The sequence below is a fragment of the Cryobacterium lactosi genome, assembly GCF_004403945.1.
Classification (GTDB): domain Bacteria; phylum Actinomycetota; class Actinomycetes; order Actinomycetales; family Microbacteriaceae; genus Cryobacterium; species Cryobacterium lactosi.
Genome location: NZ_SOHM01000047.1, coordinates 42,174 through 67,400, shown reverse-complemented (window position 1 = coordinate 67,400; position 25,227 = coordinate 42,174). Strand labels below are relative to the sequence as shown.

General features: G+C 69.2%; 20 protein-coding genes. 13 read left to right on the top strand and 7 right to left on the bottom strand.

Annotated elements, in window-relative coordinates; genetic code table 11:
- The first annotated feature begins 123 nt into the window (after nt 1–123).
- The 5 genes from E3T61_RS20500 (at nt 124) to E3T61_RS20480 (ending at nt 8,045) form a co-directional block, all read left to right on the top strand.
- Nucleotides 124–1,419, top strand: a complete 1,296-nt coding sequence (locus tag E3T61_RS20500) for an aspartate kinase (RefSeq protein ID WP_134642687.1) — start codon at nt 124–126, stop codon at nt 1,417–1,419.
- Between the two features lie 183 nt (nt 1,420–1,602).
- Entirely contained in the window at nt 1,603–2,700 is a 1,098-nt protein-coding gene (locus tag E3T61_RS20495) for an aspartate-semialdehyde dehydrogenase (protein WP_134642686.1), read from the top strand.
- A gap of 48 nt (nt 2,701–2,748) precedes the next feature.
- Complete coding sequence (locus E3T61_RS20490; protein ID WP_166793341.1) at nt 2,749–5,157, top strand: putative bifunctional diguanylate cyclase/phosphodiesterase; 2,409 nt, start codon at nt 2,749–2,751, stop codon at nt 5,155–5,157.
- A gap of 16 nt (nt 5,158–5,173) precedes the next feature.
- Complete coding sequence (locus E3T61_RS20485; protein WP_134642684.1) at nt 5,174–6,835, top strand: sensor histidine kinase; 1,662 nt, start codon at nt 5,174–5,176, stop codon at nt 6,833–6,835.
- Between the two features lie 31 nt (nt 6,836–6,866).
- Nucleotides 6,867–8,045, top strand: coding sequence for a GGDEF domain-containing protein (locus tag E3T61_RS20480; RefSeq protein ID WP_134642683.1), 1,179 nt, complete (start codon nt 6,867–6,869; stop codon nt 8,043–8,045).
- A gap of 101 nt (nt 8,046–8,146) precedes the next feature.
- On the opposite strand, the gene E3T61_RS20475 is transcribed toward E3T61_RS20480, so the two are convergent.
- The gene (locus E3T61_RS20475; protein WP_134642682.1) at nt 8,147–8,746 is read right to left on the bottom strand and encodes a hypothetical protein; all 600 of its coding nucleotides are present in this window, start codon (nt 8,744–8,746) and stop codon (nt 8,147–8,149) included.
- Between the two features lie 116 nt (nt 8,747–8,862).
- Here E3T61_RS20475 and E3T61_RS20470 point away from each other — a divergent pair, with 116 nt between their 5' ends.
- Entirely contained in the window at nt 8,863–10,308 is a 1,446-nt protein-coding gene (locus E3T61_RS20470) for a glycosyltransferase family 2 protein (protein ID WP_241992721.1), read from the top strand.
- Nucleotides 10,305–10,667: a hypothetical protein gene (locus E3T61_RS20465; RefSeq protein WP_134642681.1), complete on the top strand. Its 363-nt coding sequence runs from the start codon at nt 10,305–10,307 to the stop codon at nt 10,665–10,667. The genes E3T61_RS20470 and E3T61_RS20465 overlap by 4 nt, the downstream gene beginning before the upstream one ends.
- 30 nt (nt 10,668–10,697) lie before the next feature.
- Here the strand turns inward: E3T61_RS20465 and E3T61_RS20460 are convergent, their stop codons facing one another.
- Nucleotides 10,698–11,669 carry a response regulator transcription factor gene (locus E3T61_RS20460; protein WP_338145552.1) on the bottom strand — a complete coding sequence of 324 codons (972 nt, stop codon included), beginning with the start codon at nt 11,667–11,669 and terminating at the stop codon, nt 10,698–10,700.
- Nucleotides 11,670–11,764: 95 nt separating this feature from the next.
- Nucleotides 11,765–12,760, bottom strand: coding sequence for a glycoside hydrolase family 6 protein (locus tag E3T61_RS20455; protein WP_134642680.1), 996 nt, complete (start codon nt 12,758–12,760; stop codon nt 11,765–11,767).
- A gap of 150 nt (nt 12,761–12,910) precedes the next feature.
- Between E3T61_RS20455 and E3T61_RS20450 the strand changes: the two genes are divergently transcribed.
- The 3 genes from E3T61_RS20450 to E3T61_RS20440 all read left to right on the top strand — a co-directional run bounded on the left by E3T61_RS20450 (nt 12,911) and on the right by E3T61_RS20440 (nt 16,661).
- On the top strand, nt 12,911–14,386 hold the full coding sequence (locus E3T61_RS20450; protein WP_134642679.1) for a malate:quinone oxidoreductase: 1,476 nt from the start codon (nt 12,911–12,913) through the stop codon (nt 14,384–14,386).
- 245 nt (nt 14,387–14,631) lie between these two features.
- Nucleotides 14,632–15,723: an Rv2578c family radical SAM protein gene (locus tag E3T61_RS20445; RefSeq protein ID WP_134642678.1), complete on the top strand. Its 1,092-nt coding sequence runs from the start codon at nt 14,632–14,634 to the stop codon at nt 15,721–15,723.
- A gap of 251 nt (nt 15,724–15,974) precedes the next feature.
- Nucleotides 15,975–16,661: an Ltp family lipoprotein gene (locus E3T61_RS20440; protein ID WP_198418738.1), complete on the top strand. Its 687-nt coding sequence runs from the start codon at nt 15,975–15,977 to the stop codon at nt 16,659–16,661.
- A 237-nt stretch (nt 16,662–16,898) separates the two neighbouring features.
- On the opposite strand, the gene aztD is transcribed toward E3T61_RS20440, so the two are convergent.
- The 4 genes from aztD to aztB all read right to left on the bottom strand — a co-directional run bounded on the left by aztD (nt 16,899) and on the right by aztB (nt 21,283).
- A complete protein-coding gene (gene aztD / locus E3T61_RS20435; protein ID WP_134642677.1) occupies nt 16,899–18,098 on the bottom strand; it encodes a zinc metallochaperone AztD in 1,200 nt (399 codons plus the stop codon).
- A gap of 59 nt (nt 18,099–18,157) precedes the next feature.
- Nucleotides 18,158–19,021 (bottom strand): zinc ABC transporter substrate-binding protein AztC, encoded by an 864-nt coding sequence (aztC, locus tag E3T61_RS20430; protein ID WP_134642696.1) that lies wholly within the window; start codon nt 19,019–19,021, stop codon nt 18,158–18,160.
- Nucleotides 19,022–19,074: 53 nt separating this feature from the next.
- Complete coding sequence (locus E3T61_RS20425) at nt 19,075–20,295, bottom strand: ABC transporter (RefSeq protein ID WP_241992720.1); 1,221 nt, start codon at nt 20,293–20,295, stop codon at nt 19,075–19,077.
- Between the two features lie 64 nt (nt 20,296–20,359).
- Nucleotides 20,360–21,283, bottom strand: coding sequence for a zinc ABC transporter permease AztB (gene aztB / locus E3T61_RS20420; RefSeq protein WP_134642676.1), 924 nt, complete (start codon nt 21,281–21,283; stop codon nt 20,360–20,362).
- A gap of 54 nt (nt 21,284–21,337) precedes the next feature.
- Here aztB and aztA point away from each other — a divergent pair, with 54 nt between their 5' ends.
- The 3 genes from aztA to E3T61_RS20405 all read left to right on the top strand — a co-directional run bounded on the left by aztA (nt 21,338) and on the right by E3T61_RS20405 (nt 25,219).
- Nucleotides 21,338–21,982 carry a zinc ABC transporter ATP-binding protein AztA gene (gene aztA, locus E3T61_RS20415; protein WP_134642675.1) on the top strand — a complete coding sequence of 215 codons (645 nt, stop codon included), beginning with the start codon at nt 21,338–21,340 and terminating at the stop codon, nt 21,980–21,982.
- Nucleotides 21,983–22,427: 445 nt separating this feature from the next.
- Nucleotides 22,428–23,834, top strand: coding sequence for a sensor histidine kinase (locus E3T61_RS20410; RefSeq protein ID WP_134642674.1), 1,407 nt, complete (start codon nt 22,428–22,430; stop codon nt 23,832–23,834).
- Entirely contained in the window at nt 23,831–25,219 is a 1,389-nt protein-coding gene (locus tag E3T61_RS20405) for a hypothetical protein (protein ID WP_134642673.1), read from the top strand. The genes E3T61_RS20410 and E3T61_RS20405 overlap by 4 nt, the downstream gene beginning before the upstream one ends.
- The last annotated feature ends 8 nt before the right edge of the window (nt 25,220–25,227 follow it).

Genomic DNA, 25,227 nt, shown 5'->3' with positions numbered 1-25,227 from the left:
CAGTTGACGCGGGCATCCGGCCACTGGTCCGCGCACCGCGTCACATGAACGTCCGAGAATACGAACGCATTTAGGATGGGAGCGCGGGATGTCTCCGCGTACCCGGAAGCCAGGAGTGCCCACGTGAGCCTGATCGTGCAGAAGTTCGGCGGATCATCCGTTGCCGACGCCGAGAGCATCAAACGCGTCGCCAAGCGCATTGTCGACACCAAGAAGGCCGGCAACGACATCGTCGTGGCCGTCTCCGCGATGGGCGACTCCACCGACGAGTTGCTCGACCTCGCCCACGAGGTCACCCCGATCCCGGCGCCCCGCGAGCTCGACATGCTCCTCACCGCGGGGGAGCGCATCTCGATGGCGCTGCTCGCCATGGCGATCAAGAGCATGGGCTACGACGCCCGCTCGTTCACCGGCAGCCAGGCGGGCATGATCACGGATGCCCAGCACGGCGCCGCCCGCATCGTCGACGTCACCCCCGGCCGGCTCCGCGACGCGCTCGACGAGGGCGCCATCGCCATCGTCGCCGGCTTCCAGGGCTTCAACCGCGACACCAAGGACATCACCACCCTCGGCCGCGGCGGCTCCGACACCACCGCCGTCGCCCTCGCCGCTGCCCTCGGCGCCGACATCTGCGAGATCTACACGGATGTCGACGGCATCTTCACCGCCGACCCCCGCGTGGTGCCCAAGGCGCACAAGCTCGACCGGGTGTCCAGCGAAGAGATGCTCGAGCTCGCCGCCGCCGGCGCCAAGGTGCTCTACATTCGCGCCGTGGAATACGCCCGCCGGCACGGGGTCACGCTGCACGTGCGGTCGTCGTTCAACAACAACACCGGCACCATCGTCTACAACGCGGGCGCCACCAGCCCCTACGCCGCCGCACTATTGAATGGAGAGCCAGTGGAAGAGCCCATCATCGCGGGGGTCGCCGCCGACCTCAGCGAGGCCAAGGTCACCGTCGTCGGCGTCCCCGACATCCCCGGCAAGGCCGCGCAGATCTTCAAGATCGTCGCCAAGACCAACGCGAACGTCGACATGATCGTGCAGAACGTGTCCGCCGCATCCACCGGACTGACCGACATCTCGTTCACCCTGCCCAAGTCCGAGGGGCAGCAGGTGCTGACCGCGCTCACCAACGAGCAGCAGAACGTGGGCTTCGCCGGGCTGCAGTATGACGACCAGATCGGCAAGCTGGCCCTGGTCGGCGCCGGGATGCGCACCAACACCGGTGTCTCCGCCAAGCTGTTCGAGGCCCTGTTCGAGGCCGGCATCAACATCGAGATGATCTCCACCAGCGAGATCCGCATCTCGGTCGTCACCCGCGCCGACACCATTAACCAGGCCCTGCGCGTGGTGCACACCGCCTTCGGTCTCGACGGCGACGGCGAGGCCGTCGTGCACGGCGGCACCGGCCGCTAACCCGGCCCTAACCGGCCCCGGCCACCCCGGCCGCCGCATCCGCATCCGGGCATAACTCCTGCAATTTCTGCCAAAAACACCCGTTTGGGCCCGATTCGGCTTCGTTCGGGGAGAATTGCAGGAGTTGTGCGCACCCGGCACCAGACCGACCGGCACGAGACCAGATTGAGTAAGGACCACACAGTGACCAGCACCGCAGCCACCGCAGCACCCACCCGCGCGGGAATCAACATCGGCGTCGTCGGCGCCACCGGCCAGGTCGGCGCTGTCGTGCGTCGCCTGCTCGAGGAGCGCGACTTCCCGGTCGCCAACATCCGCTTCTTCGCCTCGGCGCGCTCGGCCGGCACCACCCTCCCGTTCAAGCACGAACAGATCGTCGTCGAGGACGCCTCCACGGCCGACCCGACCGGCCTGGACGTGGCGATCTTCTCCGCCGGCGCCACCCTGTCCAAAAGCCAGGCGCCCCGGTTCGCCGCGGCCGGCGTCACCGTGGTCGACAACTCGTCGGGCTGGCGGATGGACCCCGACGTGCCTCTGGTGGTCAGCGAGGTCAACCCGGAAGCCATCGACCAGGCCGTCAAGGGCATCATCGCCAACCCCAACTGCACCACCATGGCAGCCATGCCGGTGCTCAAGGTGCTGCACGACGAGGCTGGCCTCGAACGCCTCATCGTGAGCACCTACCAGGCGGTCTCCGGCAGCGGCCTGGCCGGCGCGCAGGAACTGGCCAGCCAGATCCGCGCCGCCGCGAGCGACGACAACCTCTTCCAGCTGGTGCACGACGGCTCCTCGGTGAGCATGCCCGAGCCCACCATCTACAAGCGCCCGATCGCGTTCGACGTGATCCCCCTGGCCGGATCGATCGTCGACGACGGCCTGTTCGAGACCGACGAAGAGAAGAAGCTCCGCAACGAGAGCCGCAAGATCCTCCAGCTGCCCGAGCTTCTCGTCAGCGGCACCTGCGTGCGCGTACCGGTGTTCACCGGCCACTCGCTCTCGATCAACGTCGAATTCGGCAAGCCGATCTCGGTGGCCCGCGCCACCGAACTGCTCAGCGACGCCCCCGGCGTGCAGCTCACCGACATCCCCACGCCGTTGCAGGCTGCCGGTGCCGACCCGAGCTTCGTGGGCCGCATCCGTCAGGACCCGGGTGTGCCGAACGGTCGCGGACTGGCGCTGTTCATCAGCAACGACAACCTGCGCAAGGGGGCCGCGCTGAACGCCGTGCAGATCGCCGAGCTCATCGCCGCGAAACTCACCGCCAAAACTCACGTCGGATAGTTGCCGCGAGGCGCGCAGCCCCGGTCCGCTCCACTAGTGTCAGACCTTGTGGAGACCATAAAGGGGGCAACGGCCGTGGGCCGGGCTGCTTTCGCGATTTTCGCGACGACCGGGCTGGTTTTCATCGGCTACGCACTGACCCAGTTGGTGCTGGGCGGCAACGCTGAACACCTCGTCATCGCGCTGATGGCGGTCGCCTGCGCCGGCACCATCGACATCGTCCGGCTGCGGCTGGGCACGGTGCCCCACCGCAGCCCGGTAGTCAGCATGCCGATTCTGGTCGTGCTGGCCCTTGAGCCGGTCTTCGACACGGTCACGGCGGTCGGCCTGGTCTGCCTGGGCGTTCTCATCGTGGTGTGGCTGCGTGCCCGCCGCCCCGAGGTCGCGCTCTACGCGGCCGGCCTCACCGGTGCCGGCGGTGCCGCCTTCTTCTTCGCCCACGATGGGATGCACGCCCTCAACGCCGGCGACCCCGCGGCCTCGGCCGTCGGCGCCCTCGCCTACCTCGTCACGGTCATCGTCCTGGAGGCGCTCCGCCGCCGGTTCGACCGCCCCCTCGTCGACGTCGGCCCCGGGCGGCACTACTCGGCGCTCCGTTTGGTGCTGATCGGCGGCGGCTACACCGGCCTCTGCGCCCTGATCGCTGCCTGGACGCATCCGTTCTTCGACCTGAGCACCGACACCCTCGCCGTCGTCGTCACCCTCGTGCCGCTCGCGGTCCTCGGCACCGGCGCCATTCTGATCGTGCGGGCCACGGCCATGCGCCGCCGCCTGGCCGGCGTGGTCGACGGGGTCATCGACCTCAACGCCACCAACCAGTTCGTCAAAACCGGCGGGCAGGCCACCCCTATCACCATCGCCCCGGCCGGCACCAGCACCGACCTGGCCACCGTGCTCCTCCGCGCCGTGCACGACACCGTCGGCGTCGAGTCCGCCGGGGTGCGCCACGAGCCGGCCGGACTCGGCGAGATCGACGCCCCACTGGCGATCAGTGCGCTCGGCGGCCAGTACCTGGTGGCCCGCCGCGACGTGATGGACTACCCGTTCACCCGCGACGACCGCCGCGCCCTCGAAGCCCTGGCCCACACCGCCGACGTGGTCTTCACCGCAAGGGAGAGCATCGGCGGCCTCACCATCCGGGCCAACACCGACCCGCTCACCGGCCTGCCCAACTACGGCGCCTTCCAAGACGCCCTGGCCAACATCAACGACCACCGCGACTACTCCGAGGCGCTGGCCGTGCTGTTCATCGACCTCGACGACTTCAAACGGATGAACGACCGCTACGGGCACCAGGCCGGCGACGAGATCCTCAGCGAACTCGGCCGCCGGCTCAGCGCCGTCATCCGCTCCTACGACGTGGTCGCCAGGGTCGGCGGCGACGAGTTCGTCGTCATCCTCACCCGGCTGTCGTCACTGGCCGAGGCCAAGCTGCTCGCCGAACGCATCATGGAGGCCACCGGCGAGCCCCTCGCGGTCAGCGGCACCGTGCTCAACCCGATCCTCAGCATCGGCCTGGCCTACTCCGCGCACCGCGAGACGGATGTCAACCAGCTGCTGCGCGACGCCGACCGCAGCATGCTGGCGATCAAGAAGTCCCGTCGCCGCGGCGGCCCGGCCAACGAGAGCAGCATCAACATCTCCGGGCACCGCTCCTCGCAGATGAACGACATCGTCGCCCGCGCCATCGACGAAGACCTGCTCGAACTGGCCTTCCAGCCCATCGTGAGCCTGGTTACCGGGCAGATCTGGGCCTTCGAGGCCCTCGTACGCTACACCGACCCCGAGCTCGGCCCGCTGTCACCGCCGTCGCTGGTGGAGAAGGCCAAAAGCCTCGGCCGGCTCGACGCGCTCACCCGCCAGGTGGCGCTCAAGGCGATGGCCGCCGCGGCGGACTTCCGGTTGATCGAACCGAGGATCGTCTGCATGACCATCAACGTCGAGGCCGGCCAGATCCTGCCGCAGCGGATCGGCGGCTTCGTCGAAGACCTCGCCGACCGTTACCCGGGCATCTCCCTCTGCCTCGAACTCAATGAACGCTCCGTCGCCCGGGTGTCCACCGCGGTGCGCGCCCAGGCCGACCACCTCCGCGACATCGGCATCATGATCGCCCTCGACGACTACGGCTCCCAGGACTCCTCGGTCGACGCGCTCGTGCGGATGCCGATGGACATCCTCAAGATCGACAAGAGCCTTGTCGACGACCTCGACGATGTGCGCCAGCGCGAGGTGCTCACGGCCCTGCAGGGCTTCGGCGACAACCTCGAGTATTCGATGATCGTGGAGGGCGTCGAAAACGAGGCCATGGCCACCCACCTGTCCGCGCTGGGAATCCGCAGCGCCCAGGGGTTCCACTACGGCGTGCCGCGCAGTTTTGAGAAGACTCTCGCCCGACTCGAAGAGTTCGGTGCCGACGCCGTGCTGCCCGTGCGCGCCGCGTCTGAGCTTTCGCTGTAAACGCTAGGGTCGCAGTATGGTCGAGCAGAGTCTGAGGGCGCCCCGGGTGGGCGTGCGGGAGCGTGTCGAACGCTCCGTGTTCCTCTCCCAGCTGCTCCTGGCCGCGGCCACGCTGCTGCTCGTGGCAGTCACGGTGGCCAACAACCCGGCCATGTTCGTCGAGCCGCTGTACTTCCTTGGCGTCATGATCATTTTCGGCACCACCGGGCTGGCCGCGGCCGTGCCTTGGCGGCGGCTGCCCAAGATCTACATTGTTGTACTGCCGCTCCTCGACATCGTCGGGCTCACCCTGGCCCGCGAGGCGCAGCCGCAACTCGGCGTGAGCTTCCTGCTGGTGTTCCCGGTGATCTGGATGTCCACCCACTTCGGCCAGGCCGGCGCCACCGGCAGCGTCATCTTCGCGACCCTGCTGCTCTGGGCCGGGCTGCCGCTGAAGTTCTTCAGCGACCCGCTCAACGCCACCGGCTACGCCACCACCCAGGCGCCCCTGCTGGCCGTCGTCACGATCATGCTCGCCTTCGTGGCCTCCGTCACCTACACCTCCAACCGGCGGGCGCAGGCCCAGCGGGTGCTGCTCACCCAGCAGGCCGGACTGTTCGAGGCGGCCCTGCAACGTTCCCGGCGCCAGGAGCAGACCCTCGACGAGATCTTCAACACCGTCGACTTCGGTGTGGTCGGCTACGACAGCGAGGGCCGGGTCAACTTCGTCAACCGGGCCCAGCGCTCCATGCTCACCCGGTTCGGCGTCAGCGACGGCGTCGGCCTGTCCAGCATCGTCTACAAGGAAGACGGCGTCACCCCGTTCGACGGCCCCGACCGGCCCACCCAGCGCGCCATCCGCGGCGAGACGGTGGACCGGGTCACGGTGTGGCTGGGTTCGCCCGACCAGCAGCAGGCCGCCGTGCTCGTCTCGGCCCGGCCCATCCGCGACCACACCGGCCGCTACGACGGCGGCGTCATGGTGACCCGCGACGTGACCGCCGAGGTGCGTGCTGTGCAGGCCAGGGACGACCTCGTCGCCTCGGTCTCGCACGAGCTGCGCACCCCGCTCACCTCCATCCTGGGCTACCTCGAACTGGCCCTCGACGACGAGAGGGTCGAGCCCGAGACCCGCCGGATGCTCGAGATCGCGTCGAAGAACTCCGACCGGCTCCTCGAGATCGTCTCCGGCCTGCTCACCGCGGCCAGCGAGTCCAAGGAGGGGCTGGCGCTCAATGTCGCCGCCTGTGACCTCTCCGCGGTCCTCACGGATGCCGTCGAGTCGGCCGAGCCGCTCGCCGCGCAACGCGACATCCGGTTCGAAATCGCCGAACTGCCGCCGATCATGGTCGTCGCGGATGCGTTCCGGCTGCGCCAGGTGATCGACAACATCTTCTCCAACGCGATCAAGTACAACGTGGAGTCCGGCAAGGTCAGCGTCACCGTGCACGAGGTGTCCTGCGGCATCGAAGTGCGGGTCGCCGACACCGGCCGGGGCATGAGCGAAGACGAACAGGGCAACCTCTTCGACAGGTTTTATCGGGCCGACTCGGTGCGGGGTTCCAGCGTGCACGGCACGGGACTGGGCCTGAGCATCAGCCGGGACATCATGCGCGAACACGGCGGCGATCTGCGCCTGGAGTCGACCAAAGGCAAGGGGACGACGGCAATCGCCACGCTCCCGGTGAACAGAGGTTGAGCGTGCTACACCACGCTCAGCGGGGGACAGAATGCAATTAGACGGACCCACCCTGCAGATGATCAGTGGGTTGATCGTGATCCTGTGCGGGGTCTCGTTCATCTTCAATACCGCGCTGAACCGCAACGACCCCCCGGGCCGTTTGTGGAGCCTCGCGTTCGTGGCGGGCATCATGGTCGCCGTCGGCTACGGCGTCTACCTGGTCAGCGACGAGGCCTGGTGGTCCATCACCGTCGCCAACGCGTCCCTGGTGGTGACCGTGGGTGCGCTCTGGTCGGGCAGCCGGGTCTACAACGGCCGCAGCTCGGGCTTCGCCGTTGTCGGCGGCCTCGCGTTGGTCGTGGCCGTCATCACCCTGATCCCCGGCGCGGATGGCGGCGAATGGGCCGGAGCCGGCCCGCTCTGGCTGATCGTGGCGCTGATGGGCGCCCTGGGCGGTGCCGAGGCGCTCCGCGGCCGGCTGCGCCGCAACGTGAACGGACGGATCTTCTCGATCGTGCTCTTCATCGCGGCCGTGTTCTACACCGGCCGTGCCATCGCCTTCATCACGGATGGCGTCGACAGCGCCACCTTCACCACGTACTTCAGCTCCGGCACCACGTCGATCCTCAACATGGCCCTCATCGTCACCGCCTGCATCGCCACGTCGATCCTGCGCGCCGAACGCGTCGGCAGCAACGCCGTCGGCGACATCACCGTGGGCATCCACTCGGCGGCCGGCGTGCTGTCGGGCACGTCGTTCCAGCAGGCGGCCACCGACCACCTGCAGCGCGGCGAACGTGCCGAACTCGGGCTGGCCGTGATCGGTGCCGACATCGACAACCTCCCCGAGATCAACACGGCCTTCGGCCGCGTCGCCGGCGACGACGCCATCGCCCGTTTCGCCGACACCCTCCGCGGCAGCGCGCCGCTGATGTCGCTGATCGGACACCCCGCCGCCGGCCGCTTCTACGTGCTGGCCGCGGTCGGTTCGGCCACCGAGGCGCTCACGATCGTGCAGCGGATGCAGAACGCCCTCGTCGACGGACCGATGGGGGAGTCGTACCAGATCCGGCTCACCGCGAGCTTCGGCATCGCGGACACCTTCGACCACGGCTACGACCTCGAAGAGCTCAGCACGGCCGCTGGCCAGTCCATCGAGGTCGTCAAGCGCCGCGGCGGCAACGACATCGCCGTCACCACCGAGCCGGCCCCCGCCCGCGACCTCTAGCCCCCGCGCCCCCCTTCCGCGAACCGTGAGCTAAGCACCTAAAAACGCGAGTTTTCGGTGCTCAGCTCACAGTTCGCGAGGGTGGGTTCGCGAAACCGGGGCTAGGGAACGATCGCGACCGTGATCTGGTCGCTGGCGGTCTGCTTCGCGAACGAGGCCGCGGTCGGCGTCGACTGGATGAGCAGCTCGAAGGTGAACGACAGGGTGACGCTGGTGGCCGCCGGGTCGATGGCCGACATCACGTAGGTCTGGCCGTAGCTGTACGGCGCCTTCATCAGGTAGCCGGGCGCGAGGGTGGACTGGTCCACAAACGTTGCGGGCGACTCCAGCGGGCCCGTGGGCCCGGTGACGGCCGTTACGACGGTCATCTTGGACAGGAAGACGTCCTGGCCGTCGTCGGTGCCGAGCGTGGCGCTGAGCGAGAAGCTCACGGGCTTGTTCGCGGCCGCGGTCCACTGGCCCATGTTCAGGCTCGAGGAGTAGTCCACGGTCAGCGCCGCATCCCCGGCCGTGAGCTGGTGACGGGTTGAGCCGGCGGACAGGTCGTTCTCGATCGCCGTGATGGTGGCTTTCGCCGTGGGGGTGGCGGATGCGCCCGCGTCCAGGTCCGCCCATGGCGCCTGCCCGCACGCGGAGAGGGTCAGCGTGAGCCCGGCGGCACAGGTGAGCGCTGCCAGGCGGGTGCGGATTGACGTCGGCATGGGATCCCCCGATTTGCTCTGCGTAGGCGACTGCTGCGCTGTTCTTGAGTTTATCTTGTGAAAACCTTGACCCGATTAGGGGTGAAACCGTGTGTCGGCCTGACAGAGTGGATTTTGTGAACGAGAGAAACAACTACACCAAGATCATCCCGGCCGTCGACCCGGTGGCGGATGCCTATGCCAACGAGTTCAACTCGATGGTGCAGGGCCTGCCATCGTCCCGCCCGATGGTCGGCTGCATCGTTCCCGCGTACAACGAGGCCGACTCCATCGGCGGTGTCCTCGAGTCGCTCCTGGCCCAGACCCGGCTGCCCGATGTCATCCACGTGGTGGTCAACAACACCACCGACGACACCGTCAAGATCGCCAGCAAGTTCGCCGGCCCGCACGAGGTCGTCACCGACGGCGTCATGCAGTTCACCGAGGTGTTCGTGCACGACATCGGCGAGAACCCCGACAAGAAGGTCGGCGCGCTCAACTACGGCTACTCCCTCATCGAGGGCTGCGACTTCCTGCTCGGCGTCGACGGCGACACCACCGCCTCGCCGAACGCCGTGGAGCAGCTCGAGGCCGAAATCTCCTCAGACACCCGGGTCGGCGGCATCTCCGCGATCTACAGCATCGACGACACCGTGATCAACGGCGTCATCCCCAGCTTCCTCATCGCCGGCCAGCGCGCCCAGTTCGCGGCGTTCAACATGCAGAACATGCTCCGCGGCCGCAACATGGCCGTGCTCGGCGGCCAGTTCTCGATCTTCTCCATCAAGGCCCTGCGCGAGGTGATGGTCGACAGCCACCAGGCCACCCCGTGGGTGAAGGACAGCGAGGTGGAGGACTCCCTGCTCTCGCTGCAGATCAAGAGCGCCGGCTACCTCACCAAGATCAGCGCCCAGGCCCGCGCCAACGTGGGCGGCATGACCACCCTCCGCGGCCTGGATGCCCAGCAGGTCAAGTGGAACTTCGGCGCCATCGAGCTCATGTGGCCCGGTCAGCGCGGCGACACCAAGGGCCAGCCCTTCCACCCCAACCTGCGCCTGCGCTGGCTCGAGAACTTCTCCATGATCGTCAACGTGCTCACCCGGGTGATGTTCTTCATCCTGCTGTTCGCGTCGCTGTCGATCGGCGCGTTCGTGTTCAGTCCGATCTGGCTGGTCCCGCCCGTCGTGGCGCTGCTGCTGAACCTGCGCACGGCGCTGTCGATGAAGAATCGCAACGGTAAGGACATCTTCTTCGCCATCGGGTTCTTCCCCGCCGAGATCTACATGTGGGTGCGCATCGGCCACTTCGTGCGGGCCTGGACCAAATTCGCCAGCAACAAGCAGGTCGACAACTGGGCGGAGCAGGCCAAGGCGGAGCGCGGCTCAGGCAACGCCTACCTGGTGCCCCTCCTAGTGGGACTCGCCGCCGCGGCGGCAATGGTGTTCATCTGGATGCAGCTGCCCATCGTGATCCAGTCCACCATCCTGTGGATCGGATGGCCGATCCTTGGAGTGACCACAGTGCTGCAGACCCTGACCATGTTCTTCACCCTGATCAAGCGCCACCGCGGCTACAAGGTTTGAGCGCCCACATCGAAGCCACTGCTCTGCGCGCGCTACTGACCCAGGTAGGCGGCGATCGTGACTTGCAGCGCCGTTTTGTGCACGACTTCGTGCATCTCTGGCACAGCCGGTCCCAGCGCCTGGCCGCGGCTTTGGGCGCGCAGTATCCGGATGCCGAAGAAGCTCACGTGGTATTGCTGAGCATCCGCTCGAGCAGCACCATGGTGGGGGCGATCACGGTGGAGGCCACCGCCGCCATGATGCACGACGCCCTGCGCGACGGCGACATCCCCGGCTCGATGCGTCACATCACCCGCCTCAACGAGGTCGGCGAGCAGGCCTGCGCCGACCTCGCCACCATGTTCGCGCTGCAGCGCTGACGCACCCGCTCATCAAGCGGATGGCCCGAGCTAGAACGTGTCGCGCCCAGCCTCATCCGACGCCGCGAGCCGGTAGCCCACGCCGCGCACGGTCTCGAGCCAGCGCGGCGAGGTGAGGCTGTCACCGAGCTTGCGGCGCAGGTTGCTCAGGTGCGCCTCGACAGCTCGCTTGTCGGCCTCGTTCACGTAGTACGACGTCACGTAGCTCTCGCCGCGCAGCAGCAGCGCGAGGTCGGCCTTGCTGCGCACCCGCCGTTTCGATTCGAGCAGCGCGGCCAGCAGGTCGAACTCGGTGCGGGTGAGGTCCAGCTCCACGGTGCCGAGCATGGCCAGGCGCATGTCGTTGCTGAGCCGCAGGCCGTTGTGCTCCAGCCAGTCGTCCGCCCGCTCGTCGCTGCTGGCGGATGCGGGGGAGGTCGCCTGCGCCACCGGTGCTGCCTGCGCGCCCGTGTACGTGCCCGGAACCGGGGCCAGGCTCGGCGGCAGGTCAGCTGCCGGGGGAGTGGGCGCCGTGACCGGCGGTTCGTAGGCGGGGGTGAACGCGGGCTCGGCGGCCACCGGCGCGGGCTGGGTGTACGCGACGGGCACAGCCGGAGCGACAGGGGCGACGGGCGCGGCCGGCTGCGGCTCGACGCCGTCCGGCGGCAGCGTCAGGCGGGGCCGGCGCAGCATGGCGTCGATGCGGGCGCGCAGTTCACGCGGCCGGAACGGCTTGGTCAGGTAGTCGTCGGCGCCGGCCTCGAGGCCCTGCAGCGTGTCGATCTCTTCGTCGCGGGCGGTGAGCATCACAAGATAGGTGGTGCTGAACGCGCGAATCCGCTTGGCGGTCTCGAAGCCGTCCATGCCGGGCATGCTCACGTCGAGTGTGGTGACGATCGGGTCGTAGGCGCGAACCGCGCGTACCCCGTCGAGGCCGTTGCTCGTGGCGATGGCGTCGAATCCGGCCTGCGTGAGTACGGCTTCAAGCAGATGGCGGATATCGGCGTCGTCCTCGATAATCACCGCTACCCTGCGAATTTCCCCGGCTGACGACATACCTGAGTATATTACGTGGTCTGAGCATCCATCACCTCGACTCAGGTGACCCGTGGGGCCCGCTACCAGCCGGCAGCGGCCGCGAGTTCGAGGGCCCGCTCGTTCCACCATTCGCCAGCGGCCGGCCCGTTGTTGCAGGTGCCGTCGCTCTCGCCGGGCTCCTTCACCCACAGGTTCGCGTCGCGCAGGCCACCGTCAGTGGTCGCCTCCGGGGTGGTGCCCAGCGCCCGGCCGGTGGGGTTGCACCACTCGCCGTTGCCGCCGCGGCCGTTGCGCGAGGTGTCGACGATGAAGTGGGCGCCATTCGTCAGGGCGGACACCGCTTCGCCGAAGGCCTGCTCCGCGGCCGAGTCGTTGTAGTTGGAGACGTTCGTCGCGAACCCGCGTACGTTCTGCACGCCGGCCCGGTTGAGCAAGTCCGCGGCGGTGGCCGGGTCGAGCCAGTCGGAGTGGCCCGCGTCGAGGTAGACCGTGGCGAGCGTGGGCGCGAAGGTGGTGATGCCCTGCTGGATCTGCTGCACCCGCTGGTCGACGTTGCCGCACTCGGTGGCCAGTGACAGGGCATCCGGTTCGAGAATCACCACGGATGGTGTGAGCGTGAGCGCCGTCGCAATCGAGGCAACCCAGGTCGGGTAGTCGGTCTCCGAGAGCCCGCCGGCCGAGAAGTTGCCGCAGTCGCGGTCGGGGATGCCGTAGATGACGAAGACCGGCGTCTGCCCGGCGGCGACGGCGGCATCCGCGATGGCGGCGACATCGGCCTGCACGGTGTCCATCGGGTACTTCTCCGGCAGCAGCCAGATCGCGGAGGGCTGCTCCGCCATCCGGGCCAGGGTGGCGGCCTCGGCGGAGTCCGGGTCGGCGGTCGCGGCGTCGGCGGCGGCCAGATTCGCGGTCGAATCAGGGTTGTTATAAAAGGAGAGCCCGGCGAGCGGGTTGCTGTGGGCGGCGCTGGTGACCGGGGCGGCAAAGGTCCCGATGAACAGGCCCAGGGCCACGATGGGCGCGGCGAGGGCGATGATGCCCAGGGAGATGCCCAGACGGCTACCGGTGGAGTCCATTCGGCAATCCTACGGGCCACCCCGATGGGTCACCCCTGTGGGTCACCCCGACACGGCGCCGCGGATGCTCGTCCGCGGCACCCCGGTCGGCCGCCGCGCCCGCGATGGCGCCCCGCCGGAGCCGCCCGCGCGCCGGGTTAGAGTAAGAAGGTGAATTCAGAAAAGGTCGATGTCGCCCTGATTGGCGGGGGAATCATGAGCGCCACCCTGGCCACCCTGCTCGCCGAACTGCAGCCCGACTGGAACATCCAGGTCTACGAGCGCCTTGGCGAGCTTGCCCAGGAGAGCTCGAACCCGTGGAACAACGCCGGCACCGGGCACGCGGCGCTCTGCGAGCTCAACTACATGCCCCAGGCCGCCGACGGCTCCGTCACCGCCGAGAAGGCCGTGGCTATCAACGAGCAGTTCCAGATCAGCCGCCAGCTCTGGGCGCACCTGGTTGAAACCGGCGTGCTGCCCGAGCCCGAGAAGTTCATCAACTCCACGCCGCACATGACGTTCGTGCACGGCGCCGACAACGTGGACTACCTGCGCAAGCGCCGCGACGTGCTCGCCGACCAGCCGCTGTTCGCCGGCCTCGAGTACAGCGAAGATCCCGCCGTCATCGGCGAGTGGACCCCGCTGCTCACCAAGAAGCGCGACGCGAAGCAGAAGATCGCCGCGACCCGCATCGAGTCCGGCACCGACGTGGACTTCGGCGCCGTCACCCGCTACCTCTTCGACTCGCTCAAGGAGCGCGGCGTGAAGGTGCACCTCAACCAGCAGGTCACGAGCCTCAAGCAGCAGGACGACGGCTCCTGGAAGCTCAAACTGCTCAGCCTGGTGGGCCGGTACACGAACACCGTCGAGGCCAAGTTCGTCTTCGTCGGCGCCGGCGGCGGCGCCCTCGCGCTGCTGCAGAAGAGCGGCATCCCCGAGATCAAGGGTTTCGGCGGCTTCCCCATCAGCGGCCAGTTCCTGCGCACCTCCAACCCGGCCATCGTGGCTCAGCACCAGGCCAAGGTCTACGGCAAGGCCGCCGTGGGGGCCCCGCCGATGTCGGTGCCGCACCTCGACACCCGGGTGGTGGATGGCGAGACCTCGCTGCTCTTCGGCCCGTTCGCCGGCTTCAGCCCCAAGTTCCTCAAGACCAGCACCTGGTTCGACCTGCCGTTCTCGGTGCGCGCGCACAACCTCGTGCCGATGCTCGCCGTGGCCAAGAACAACTTCGGCCTGATGAAGTACCTGGTCGGTGAGGTCTTCGCCTCCCGCAAGGCGAAGCTGGGCGCGTTGCAGGAGTTCATGCCCACGGCCAAGGCCGAGGACTGGGAGCTGATCACCGCTGGTCAGCGCGTGCAGGTGATGAAGAAGGACGCCAAGCTGGGCGGCATCCTGCAGTTCGGCACCGAGGTCATCACCTCCGCCGACGGCAGCATCGCGGGTCTGCTCGGCGCCTCGCCCGGAGCCTCCACCGCGGCCCCGATCATGGTCGACCTGCTCAAGCGTTGCTTCCCCGGCGAGTACTCCCGTTGGGAGCCGCAGCTGCGCGAAATGGTCCCGAGCCTGGGCACCAAGCTCTCCGACGACCCCGCCGCCGCGGCCGCCAGTCTGGCCGCCACCGCGGCAACCCTGCACCTCACTGCGTAGGAGCCGGCCGCGCCGGCCTGCATCTCCCCGAGTAATCCCCCCTGCTTCGGCCTTGGCGGGCCCCGCTCGGCACTAAAGGCGGAGAAATTCGCGACACGCCGCATCCGCCGCCCGACCCGCCGGCGTGTCCCGAACATCTCCGCCTTTACTCACCCGGATGCGCCCCATCCCGCTGGTCGAGCCTGTCGATCAACGGATGACCCCACCACCTTGCATCGCACTCGAACATGTGTTCGACTGGATGCATGCGCTGGAGTGGACAGGAACTGACGACCGAGCAGGCCGGCGCGCTGCCCGGCCTCGCCCGGCTGAACAACCTGGTGCGCAGCGTCCGCACCCCCGAATTCGACGGCATCACCTTCCACGAGGTGCTCGCCAAGTCCGCGCTCAACCGCGTGCCCGGCCAAAGCGCCATGCCGTTCGGCTGGACCATCAACCCCTACCGGGGCTGCTCTCATGCGTGCTCCTACTGCTTTGCCCGCCCCACCCACAATTACCTCGACCTCGACGCCGGCAAGGACTTCGACAACGAGATCATCGTGAAGGTCAACGTGGCCGAGGTGCTCCGCAAAGAACTCACCAAACCCACCTGGGGCAAGCATCCGGTGGCCCTGGGCACCAACACCGACCCCTACCAGCGCGCCGAGGGCCGCTATCGGCTGATGCCCGGCATCATCGCCGCGCTCGCCGACTCCGGCACCCCGTTCTCGATCCTCACCAAGGGCACCCTGCTGCGCCGCGACCTCGACCTGCTGCAGGAGGCCAGCCAGCGGGTACCGGTAGACCTCGCCCTGTCGATCGCGATCTACGACGACGCCCTGCAGCAGTCGGTCGAACCGGGCACCCCCAGCACCAAGGCTCGGCTGGCCACGGTCAGCGCCATCCGCGACAAGGGCATGGATTGCTCGGTGTTCATGATGCCGATCCTGCCGTTCCTCACCGACACCAAGGCGCACCTCGACGAGGCGATGCGCCAGGCCAAGGCCGCCGGCGCCACCGGCGTGCTCTACAGCGCCCTGTATCTCAAGCCGGGCGTCAAGGAGTGGTACTTCCACTGGCTCGAGCAGGACCATCCCGAGCTGATGCCCCAGTACCGGGAGCTCTACAAGCGCGGCGCCTACGCACCCAAGGAGTACCGCCAGTGGCTGGCCGAGCGCATCCACCCTTTGCTGCGCGCGCACGGCCTCGAGCGGCGCCGCGAAGACCCCGCCACCGGCGGCATCCTCTCCAAAGCGCTCACCGGCCCGGCCGCCGCCGGCCCGGCAACGGATGCGGGGCCCGTCGGCTCGCTGATCTCAGCCGAGCTTCCGCCCGACCTCTCGCCCACCCTCTTCTGAGCACCTAATATGCGTTATCTGCGGCGCTGGCGGCCCCTGAACCTCGCCGCCGCTGTGGATCCAGCGTGGGGACCTTGCGTCGGGAATCGCCACACTGATCGGCGGTCTTGCCCCCCAAAAGGGACACTCTTCATCACTGCCATACTCAAGGCATGACAACATCTGAACCGCTGGGGGACGGCTCACGCGAGCCCCGACCTGACGCATCGCATCCCCCTACCGCGCCCGCCTACGGACCTTCCACAGTCACAATGCCTCCGCAGCGGCCGCCCGGTCCGGCGAGGGGCCTCGCACTGGCAGCCCTGATCGTTGGTATCGGTGCGTTCCTCTTCGGGCTCATTCCAGTCTTCGGTGCGCTCGTGGGAATTGTCGCGGTCGTGCTCGGCATTCTCGCGCTTCGCAAGCACCAGTCCAAGGGGATGGCACTGACCGGAGTTATTCTCGGTGGTATTGCCGTTGTGTCTTCGATCGTGGTGACGATCGGCGCTTTTGCGCTCGTCGGCACAACCGGCGACGCTGTTGCAGAGATCGTCGCGTCGGCCACGGCGCAGCCTCTTGAGCAGTCTGAACCGGTCGAGCCGGCTGAAGCGGCGGAGGAGACCGTAGCCCCCGAACCCGAGGCGGCAGCTGTCCCGGCGGAATACAAGTCAGCGCTGACCTCAGCCGGCACGTACGCAAGCATGATGGACATGAGCAAGGCCGGCATCTTCGCTCAGCTCACGTCGGAATACGGCGGCCAATTCACGGTCGAAGCAGCGCAGTATGCCGTCGACAACGTGGACGCGGACTGGTCGGCGAACGCGCTGGCCAGCGCGAAGACCTACCAAGAGCAGATGGCCATGTCCCCCGCAGCGATCCACGATCAACTGGTCAGCGAGTACGGGGCACAGTTCACCGTGGAAGAAGCTGACTACGCCATTCTGCACCTGAACGACTGACCCGCAGCAGCACGGCAGCTGCGGTCAGGCCCGTCGGCCCGCTCATCGCGGCGTGCGTGCGTGCGGCCTCGGCCGTCGCTGCGCCTCTTCTGGCTGGATGAGCCCCCTATAGCGGGCGCATCCAGCCACACGGGGTGCAGCGGATGCGGCAGGACCGGCCGCGTCCGAGCCCCCCCCCCGCCCACGCCAAAGGGGCGCGGCCACAGTGTGACCGCGCCTCTCCCTGGCAAAAGCCGCTTAGCCCGCGGCGACCGCCAGCTCGTTGGGCGTGATGTCGAGCGTGCCGGTGGACACGACCTCGCCGGTGGTCAGGTCGACCGCGTGGATGCTGTTCGCGGCCGGCTCGGTGACGTAGGCGATGGTGCCGGAGACGACGATCGCGGGATGGGCATCCTGCCACTCAACCGGGCTCTCCCACGCCTCGATCACGGGGAACGAGTCGGTGATCGACCCGGTCTCGGGGTCGAGCACGTGGATCGCGCCGTCCGAGCCGATGATGTACGCCAGGTCGTCCGGGCCGCGGGCGACGCCGCGGAAGGTGTACCCGACGCCCTCGGGAAGGTCCACGACCTCCGAGGTCATGGCCGCGGTGTCGATGAGGTTCACGGCCTGCAGGAAGTAGCCCTCAGCATCCGGGTCGCTCTTGTAATCGCCCACGATGATCGGGCTGGTCTCGCTCACATAGGCGTTGCCCATGCGTCCGTAGGGCTGGTCGCGGGCGTCGAGCTTGGTGATCACGCCGTCCTTGTAGACCAACGCACCGTTCTCGCAGCCGAACACCACGGCCTCATCGGATGCCGTGCCCTCACCGTGCACACCGGGGCACTGGTCGCTCGTGGCGACGACCGTGCCGTCGGCGTCGCGCACCTCGATGCCGTTGCGGCCGTCGGCGTTGCCGACGGTGGTGAGGAAGGTGCCGTCTTCGAGCAGGACCGACACCCCGTGGTGCGCCTCGACGCCGGGGATGGTCTCGACCTCGGGCAGACCGTCGATCGCGGCGAGGTCCGCCGTGTCGAACACCGTGGTGTCGCTGGTGCCGTCGGCGTAGAGGATCGTCTTGCCCGCGTGCCGCACCACGTGGCCGGCGGTGTCGGCGGAGAAGATGCGGTCGGTGAGCTCGGCGTCATCGGCCGTGCCGGCCGCGGTGTCGAGCACTTGGAAGCCCTCGCTCATCGTGACCATGACGTGCCGGCCGTCGCCGGCGGGATTGAGCCGGGTGAATTCCTCGGCGTCGAAGTCCGCGACGGGCTCGAGGGTGTCGCCGTCGAGCACGAGGATGCCGCCGGGGTAGGAGACGGCGACCCGGGCGCCGGCATCCGCGGCGGGCGAGGAGGTGGTGTCGCCCGGTGTTGTGCCGGTCGAGCAGGCGGCGAGGGATGCGGCCAGTCCGAGGGTGAGCGCCGTGGCGCCGACTCGGCGGAGATAAGGGGTACGCATGGGTGGTTCCTTTTCTATGGGGTGGTTGGTGCTGTGATCTGTGAAGCGGATGGCGGCGCTCACGAGGAGAGCCCGGTGGTGATGCGCTCGGTGTTGACGCGCATCATGGTGAGGTAATCGGGTGCGCCGCCCGCCGGATCGGTCAGGGACTCGGTGAACAGCTCGACCACCCGCACGTGCACGTCGGCCTCGCTGGCGAGGGCCTGCACGAGGCGATCGGGCGAGGAGGACTCCGCGAAGATCGTGGGCACCCCCGTCTCCTCCACGGCGGTGACGAGGTCGGCCAGGTCGGAGGCGGAGGGCGCGGCGAGGGTCGTGCCACCGGGAATGACGGCCCCGACAACGTCGAAGTCGAAGCGTTGGGCGAGGTAGCCGAACACGTGGTGGTTGGTCACGAGCGCGCGCCGCTCCGCCGGGATGCCGGCGAAGGCGTCCGTCATCTCGTCGTCGAGTCGTTCCAGCTCGGCGCGATACTCGCCGGTATGTGTGGTCACCTCGGCCGGGTCGACACCGGGCAGGGCGCCGAGGACCGGTTCGAGAGCGTCGACGACATCGAGCATCCGGCCAGGATCGGTCCAGAAATGCGAGTCGGGCATGCCGGCGGCGTCGCCCGCCCGGTAATCCAACACGTCGATGGCGTCCCCGGCGACGAACAGGCGCACACCGGCAGCCGAGGCCGCGTCCAGGTGCTGCTGGAGTCCCTCCTCCAGGCCCAGCCCGTTGGAGACGACGAGGTCGGCCGAACGCAGGCGGGCCGCCGCCTGGGCGGAGATCTCGAACGAGTGCGGATCGGCATTGGGCTTCATCAGCGTCACCACCTCCGCCTGGTCGCCGACAAGCTCGCCCACCACGTCGCCGAGGATGTTGGTGGAGACGATGACAACAGGGCGATCGTCGGCGGCGGGGCTGCACCCGGTCAGCATGCAGACCGCGGTCAGGGCGAGCGCTGCGAGCGCCGCACGGGTTCGTCTCACGGTCAGCGTCCCGTCTCTGCCACGAAGGCGGGTTCGGTTGTCGAGTCGAAGGTGCGGGCCAGCCGGGCGCCGTCGGCGAAGTCGATCTCGTAGAGCAGTCGCTCGGTCGGGGCGCTGAGGTAGGCGCGTTGCTGGTCGGCGATCAGAACGGGGGTCTCGCCGGCAGCCAGGGAATCCGCCACGAGCGGTGCCGTCTCGGCGATCGTCGACCCATCCGCGCCGTTCAGCACAAGCAGGCGGCCGTCAGCGGTGAGGGCCAGGAGGTGCTGGTCGGCGTCGTCGACGGCGGTCACCTGCACGAGCGGGGCGGGAGCGGCCAGGAGTGTCCATGCTCGTGCGCGGGTGTCGAGCAGCCAGATGCCCTCGGTGCCGGCCAGGGCGGCAACGGTTGGCCGGCCCTCCCGGTTGTGGAACGACGTCGCCGCCGGCGCGTCGACCGGGTAGGGGATCCTTTCGACGGTGAGCTCGTCGTCCTGCACCGAGGCGAGCAGCGCGCCGTCCGCGCATCCGATCACCGCGCCCACCCGGGTGGTGACGGTCCCGGCCGGCTGCACGCAGGGTTCGTCCAGCCCGGTCGGCTCGCCGTCCGCGGTGTAGCCCAGAACGGATGCCGCGGCGCCGTCGGCGACGAGCGCGAAGGAGCCCACGGGCACAACCAGGCCGGCGCCCGGGGCGGTGCTCAGCCGGAACCTCTCGGTGATCTCGCCCTTGGACAGCGCCTCGGTGTCAACCAGAACGGCCTCGCCGGACTCGGCAAAGAACATCCCGGTGCTGCCCGTGGTGGACAGATTCGTCGTGGCGATCGTGGCCACGCCCGCCCCCGCGACGGTGCCCAGTATGCGGGGGTCGGCCTGGTAGTAGTGGAAGTGGTCGACGTGGTCCCAGGTCCAGACACCGCTGTCGACGATCTCCACGCCGGCGGGCGTCTGGGCGAACAGGTACCGTCCGTCGGTGCTCAGCGCGGTCGGCTCGCCCACGGTGCCGAGATCACTGACACTCTCATCGAGCAGGTCCAGGTGTGAGATCGCGCCGCTCTGGTCGATCGTCGTGAGGCCGAGCCGCGGCTCGGCTAGCTCTACGGCGCCCGCCACGCTGCCGTGGCCGTCGGCGGTCGAGTCGGTGTCGGCAGCCGGTGCCGGAGCGCCGGAGCAGGCCGTGAGGGTGAGTACGCCGGCGAGGGCGAACGGGGTGAGGCGAGAGCGCACGGAGTCCTTTCGGGACACGGGTCGGGGTGATAGGCGAGTTGGCGGATGTGACGGGCGGGCTTAGTGCCGGGCGACGCGGGGGTCATCGGGCTGTGGTGAGCCTCGTCCTGGTCGATCGGGCCGTGGTGTCTCTCGACGTGGTCGCTCGGGCGCAGGCCATCCTCGACGGGGTCGATCGCCACCCGATGACGGCCGTGTGCAGCATCCACGACAGACAGGCGATCCCGATCGCGGTCACGGCGACCGAGGCGCCCGCCGCGGTGGCGGCGAACCACGACACGAGCAGGCCGATGAGCACCGCGGCGATGCCCAGCACCGCGGCGAGCGCCATCCGGGTGGGGATGCGGGTGGTCCAGTGGGCCGCGGCCACCGCGGGGGCGAGCAGCAACCCGACAACGAGGAGGGAGCCGACGGCCTGGTAGGAGGCGACGACGGCAAGCGAGACCAACCCCACCAGGGCGGCCTGCGCCGATCTGGGACCCAGTCCGAGGGTGGCGGCGACCCGGGCATCCAGCGCCAGAGCGACCAGCGGGCGGTGCGCGGCGGCGGCGACGACCAGACCGACCCCGGCGGCGATCGCCAGGAAGACCAGATCGGCGGGTGCGATGGCGAGGATGTCGCCGAACAGGATCGAGGTGGCATCGGTGGCGAAGCTGCCGGAGTGGGAGATGATGACCACGCCGAGTGCGAGCATCGAGACGAACAGCATCCCGATGCTCGTGTCGTACGACAATCTGCCGCGGCGTTGCAGCATCCCGATGCCCAGGCTCATGGCCACGGCGCTCGCCGCGCCACCCACCAGCACGGGGATGCCGAGGAGGGTGGCCAGGGCCACGCCGGGCAGCATCCCGTGGGCCAGTGCCTCGCCGAGAAAGGCCATGCCGCGGATGACAACCCACGTGCCGACCACCCCGCACAGGATCGCGACGAGACCGCCGCCGACGAGGGCGCGCTGAAAGAAGTCGAGCGTGAACGGCTCGAGAAGTGCAGCGGTGGGGGAGGGCATGGTGGTTGACCGTACTCTAAATGAGAACGCTTCTCAACTGTGTAGACTGTGCGGGTGAGCCAGACCCGTGACACCGCCCCCGCGGCCAGCCTCCGTGGGGTGACGGTCGACTTCGCCGGTCGCGACGCCCTCCGGGGTATCGACCTCGATGTGCTGCCGGGATGCCTCACCGTGCTGGCCGGCCCAAATGGCGCGGGCAAGACCACCCTGCTGGAGGTTCTCGCCGGCACCCGTCCGCCGACGGAGGGAACCCGCTCCGTGACGGGCGCCGTGGCCCTCGTGCCGCAACGCACCGCCGAGACGGACCGCCTGCCGGTGACGGTGCGCGACGTGGTGACGGTGGGCGTGTGGGGCCGGCTCGGCCGCTGGCGCCGGCTCGACGCTGCCGCCCGCACCGCCATCGACGACGCCCTCGAACGGCTGCAGATCCAGGATCTCGCCAGGCTGCCCTTCGCCACCCTCTCCGGCGGACAACGCCAGCGCACCCTGCTGGCGCAGGGACTCGCCCGCGCCGCCGCAGTCCTCCTCCTCGACGAGCCCACGACCGGCCTGGACAGCGACAGTGCCCAGCGGATCCGCCAGATCATGCGCGCAGAAGCCGAGAGCGGCGTGGCCGTGGTCTGCGTGTCCCACGACCCCGAGGTGCTCTCCTCCGCCGATCGAACAGTGCACCTGGCCGACGGCGCGATCGCCCGCTGATGCGCCGGCCACCCGAGCGGCACCCCGCCCCGCCAGCCACGGTCCCGCCCGAGCTGCGCGGGTCAGGCGCCGTTATGCGGGTGGCACGCCTGGCGCGTAGCGGCGCCTACCCCGCATAACTCCCCAACGCGGATGCGTACCCGAACGCTGCCATCTGCCGCGCACTCTCTCCGTGGCCCGTGCTTCCCGGCCGAGGTGCATGGCATCCGCGGCTCCACTCGAGGTATGCGGGTCAGGCGCCGCTACGCGGGTGGCGCGCCTGGCGCATAGCGGCGCCTACCCCGCGTAGTGCCCAGACAGGCTCAACCGGCGAGCGGATGCGCCTGCGCGACGGCTCCCCGGATCCCGACAGGCGCGATCGACGGAACAACCCGTTCGATCAACGGACCTCACCCGCACTCCTGAGATAATCAAACGCGGAGCCGTCACGGACAGAGAGGGCGCAATGTCACTAGGTCTACCCGACCACCTGGTCAAGGCCACGCTGAGTCGTGCCCTCGCCCGTGCGTCGCACTGGTTCGGCCTCATCTGCCTGGCCGGCGCCCTGCTCTCGGTGCTGGCGCTGAGCGTGTTCCCGCCCACCGACCGGCTGCAGGTCACCGTCGCCGCGATCCTCGGCATGGGCGCGCTGCTGGCCCTGCTCGCCCGCTGGCGCACCGTGCCGCTCACCATCGCCTACCTGCTGCTCGGCGCCGTGTGCACCTACCTGTTCACCAGCGCGGTGCTGGGCATGCCCGGCGTCTTCCCCTCCTCGGACATGTTCCTCATCTCGCTGCCCAAAATGGCCCTGATCATGGTCGGCGGCGCCGGCTCCGGCGCGCTGATCGGCGTGCTGTGGAGCACGGTCGGTTTCCTCCTCGCCGAGGTCGCCGCCACCCTCGCCGTGTCGCAAACCCCGGTGCCCGACCGCCCCGACGTGTTCACCATCGTCACCTACCTGTTCCTGGTCGGCGTGATGCTGCTCGACGGCCTCGCCCGCCGCACCGGACGCACCGCCCAGCCCGCCATCCACCGCGCCGTGCAAGACGACGAGTCCCGCATCCTGCGCCACGACTTCGACGTTCGCGCCATCGCCCTCATGCACGACACCACCCTCAACCAGCTGGTTTCGGTGGCCCGAGCCAAACCCGGCCCCATGACCCGCGGCCTCGAGGCGGGCCTCCGCGAGACCCTGCAGACCCTCGCCGACCGTGACTGGCTCACCCACGTCGACGAACGCACCGCCACGTCCGCCGGCAATGACGGATGGCTGTCCAGCGCCGTGTTCCGCGCCATCGACCGCATGCGTGACCGCGGCCTGGTCGTGGACATCACCGGCGACAAGGAGTCCCTCGCCCGGCTCGACCCGCAGAGCGACCGGGAGCTGGGCCTGGCGGTGCAGCAATGCCTGGTGAACGTGCTGCTGCACGCCGGTATCGTCACCGCCGAGGTGGTCATCGACGCCGACGACCAGAACGTCTCGGTGATGGTGCTCGACGCCGGCCGCGGCTTCATGGAGGCCGAAACCGGCAGCGACCGGCTGGGCCTGCGCCAGTCGGTGCGCAAACGCATCGAACGGCTCGGCGGCTCCGTGCAGATCTGGTCCCGGCCCGGCGCTGGCACCTCGGTGCTGCTCACCCTGCCCGCCCCGCCCGTCGTGGCGAGCACCATCGCGGCCGCGGCCGCAGAAGAAGCCGCCGAGGCCGCAGAAACGGATGCCCCCACTCCGGTCATCCCCGCGAACTCCTCCGACTTGCCCCCCTCCGGACGAGTTGCCCCTGCACGCCGGAGCACCTCGTCCGCAGCAGGGCAACCCGCGAATGCCCCCACCCCCGCGAACACCCCCACCCCCACCGACGGGCCCACCCCGTGACCCGCCGCCGCTCCACCCAGCAGCGCCTCGACCCGCTGGGCACCCTCGCCGCCTGGCCGCTGGCGCCCCTCATCGCCTCGATCGTGCTCTGCTACTCGGTGATCGCCACGGTCCTGCAACAGAGCCAAATCCAGAACCCGCTCTTCGCCACCCTCGCCGTACTCGCCATGGGCGCCGCCGCCGGCACCCTGGTGATCGCCGCCCAACCGGCCAACGCCCCGTTCAACGGCCGCATGCACCTGGTCATGGCCGCCCTGGCCCTCGCCGGCTACCTCTTCGAACAGTTCAGCCGTTGGGGCTCCAACCTGCTCGTGCAAGACGACTTCGGCCCGGTCTGCATCGGTTTCCTGCTCCTGGCGCTGGCCCCCTATCGGCCCTGGCGGCAGATCGCCCTCTCCGGCGCCGTCGCCAGCGTCGTCGCGGTCGCGGTCACCCTGCCGCAGGCCGACTCGTTCGAGGTCACCGTGCCCGTCGCCGTGTACGCGATCGTCTCGGCCACCCAGATCCTCGCCCCCACCGCCGCCGGCGCCGCGTACTCCCGCCGTATCGTGCGCTCCATCCTGGCCTGGCAGACGGATGCCCGCCGCGCCATCGTCGCCCGCACCGAGGAAGCCCGCGGCCAGATGGCCCGGGCCGTGGTGGAGCAGCAGGTCGCCGCCCTGAAATCCGGCGTCATCCCGTTCCTCGCCGACCTCCTCGAACGCGGCACCGTCACCGCCCTGGACATCGCCCAGGCCGGCCAGCTCGCCGCCGATGTGCGCCGCACCCTGGTCGCCGAGATCGACCGCACCTGGCTGGACACCGTGGCCACCCGGGAACGCGCGGCCCTGACCGAGCGCGGCACCCCCGGGCTGCTCGTCGTGGCCGACCCCGAGCACCGCGCCACCGCGTTCCGCGCCGACCAGCGCGCCGCCACCGCCGCCCTGATCGGTGCCCTCTGCGCTGCGCCCGGCTTCGACCCGCACAGCCTCGTCGTGCAGATCACCGGCACCGCCCCGCCGGTCAAGCCCGCCCCGAGCAAGGCCAGACCGGCGCAACCACTGCCCACCACGGCCCAGGACACCGCATCCGTGCCCCGCCTGCCCCGGTCGTCCGCGGCCAAGCCCGCGCCCGCCGCCCCGGCACCGGCCCAGCTGGACACCATCACCATCCAGGCCGCCCTCGACCTGCCGCCGCGCAAAGTAAAAGCCCTGCTCCGCCCCTACCTGGGCGTCATCCGGGTGGTCTTCGACAACGTGCGGGTCACCGTGAGGCGGCCCTCGCTCACGATCGAGTACGACAGCGTCCGCGACCCGAACGACGCATCCGCTGCCCCACAGGCACCGGCCACCCCGGCCACCCCCGCAGGGGTGCGCGCGCAGAAAGCGCCCCGCCAAGTACGCTGAAACCTCAA

Coding starts and splice junctions, on each gene's coding strand:
- E3T61_RS20455 (WP_134642680.1), bottom strand. CDS start 12,760: ATGGACTCCACCGGTAGCCGTCTGGGCATCTCCCTGGGCATCATCGCC.
- E3T61_RS20440 (WP_198418738.1), top strand. CDS start 15,975: ATGCCTCCGCAGCGGCCGCCCGGTCCGGCGAGGGGCCTCGCACTGGCA.
- E3T61_RS20475 (WP_134642682.1), bottom strand. CDS start 8,746: ATGCCGACGTCAATCCGCACCCGCCTGGCAGCGCTCACCTGTGCCGCC.
- aztD (WP_134642677.1), bottom strand. CDS start 18,098: ATGCGTACCCCTTATCTCCGCCGAGTCGGCGCCACGGCGCTCACCCTC.
- aztB (WP_134642676.1), bottom strand. CDS start 21,283: ATGCCCTCCCCCACCGCTGCACTTCTCGAGCCGTTCACGCTCGACTTC.
- aztC (WP_134642696.1), bottom strand. CDS start 19,021: ATGCTGACCGGGTGCAGCCCCGCCGCCGACGATCGCCCTGTTGTCATC.
- E3T61_RS20410 (WP_134642674.1), top strand. CDS start 22,428: ATGTCACTAGGTCTACCCGACCACCTGGTCAAGGCCACGCTGAGTCGT.
- E3T61_RS20480 (WP_134642683.1), top strand. CDS start 6,867: ATGCAATTAGACGGACCCACCCTGCAGATGATCAGTGGGTTGATCGTG.
- E3T61_RS20485 (WP_134642684.1), top strand. CDS start 5,174: ATGGTCGAGCAGAGTCTGAGGGCGCCCCGGGTGGGCGTGCGGGAGCGT.
- E3T61_RS20445 (WP_134642678.1), top strand. CDS start 14,632: ATGCGCTGGAGTGGACAGGAACTGACGACCGAGCAGGCCGGCGCGCTG.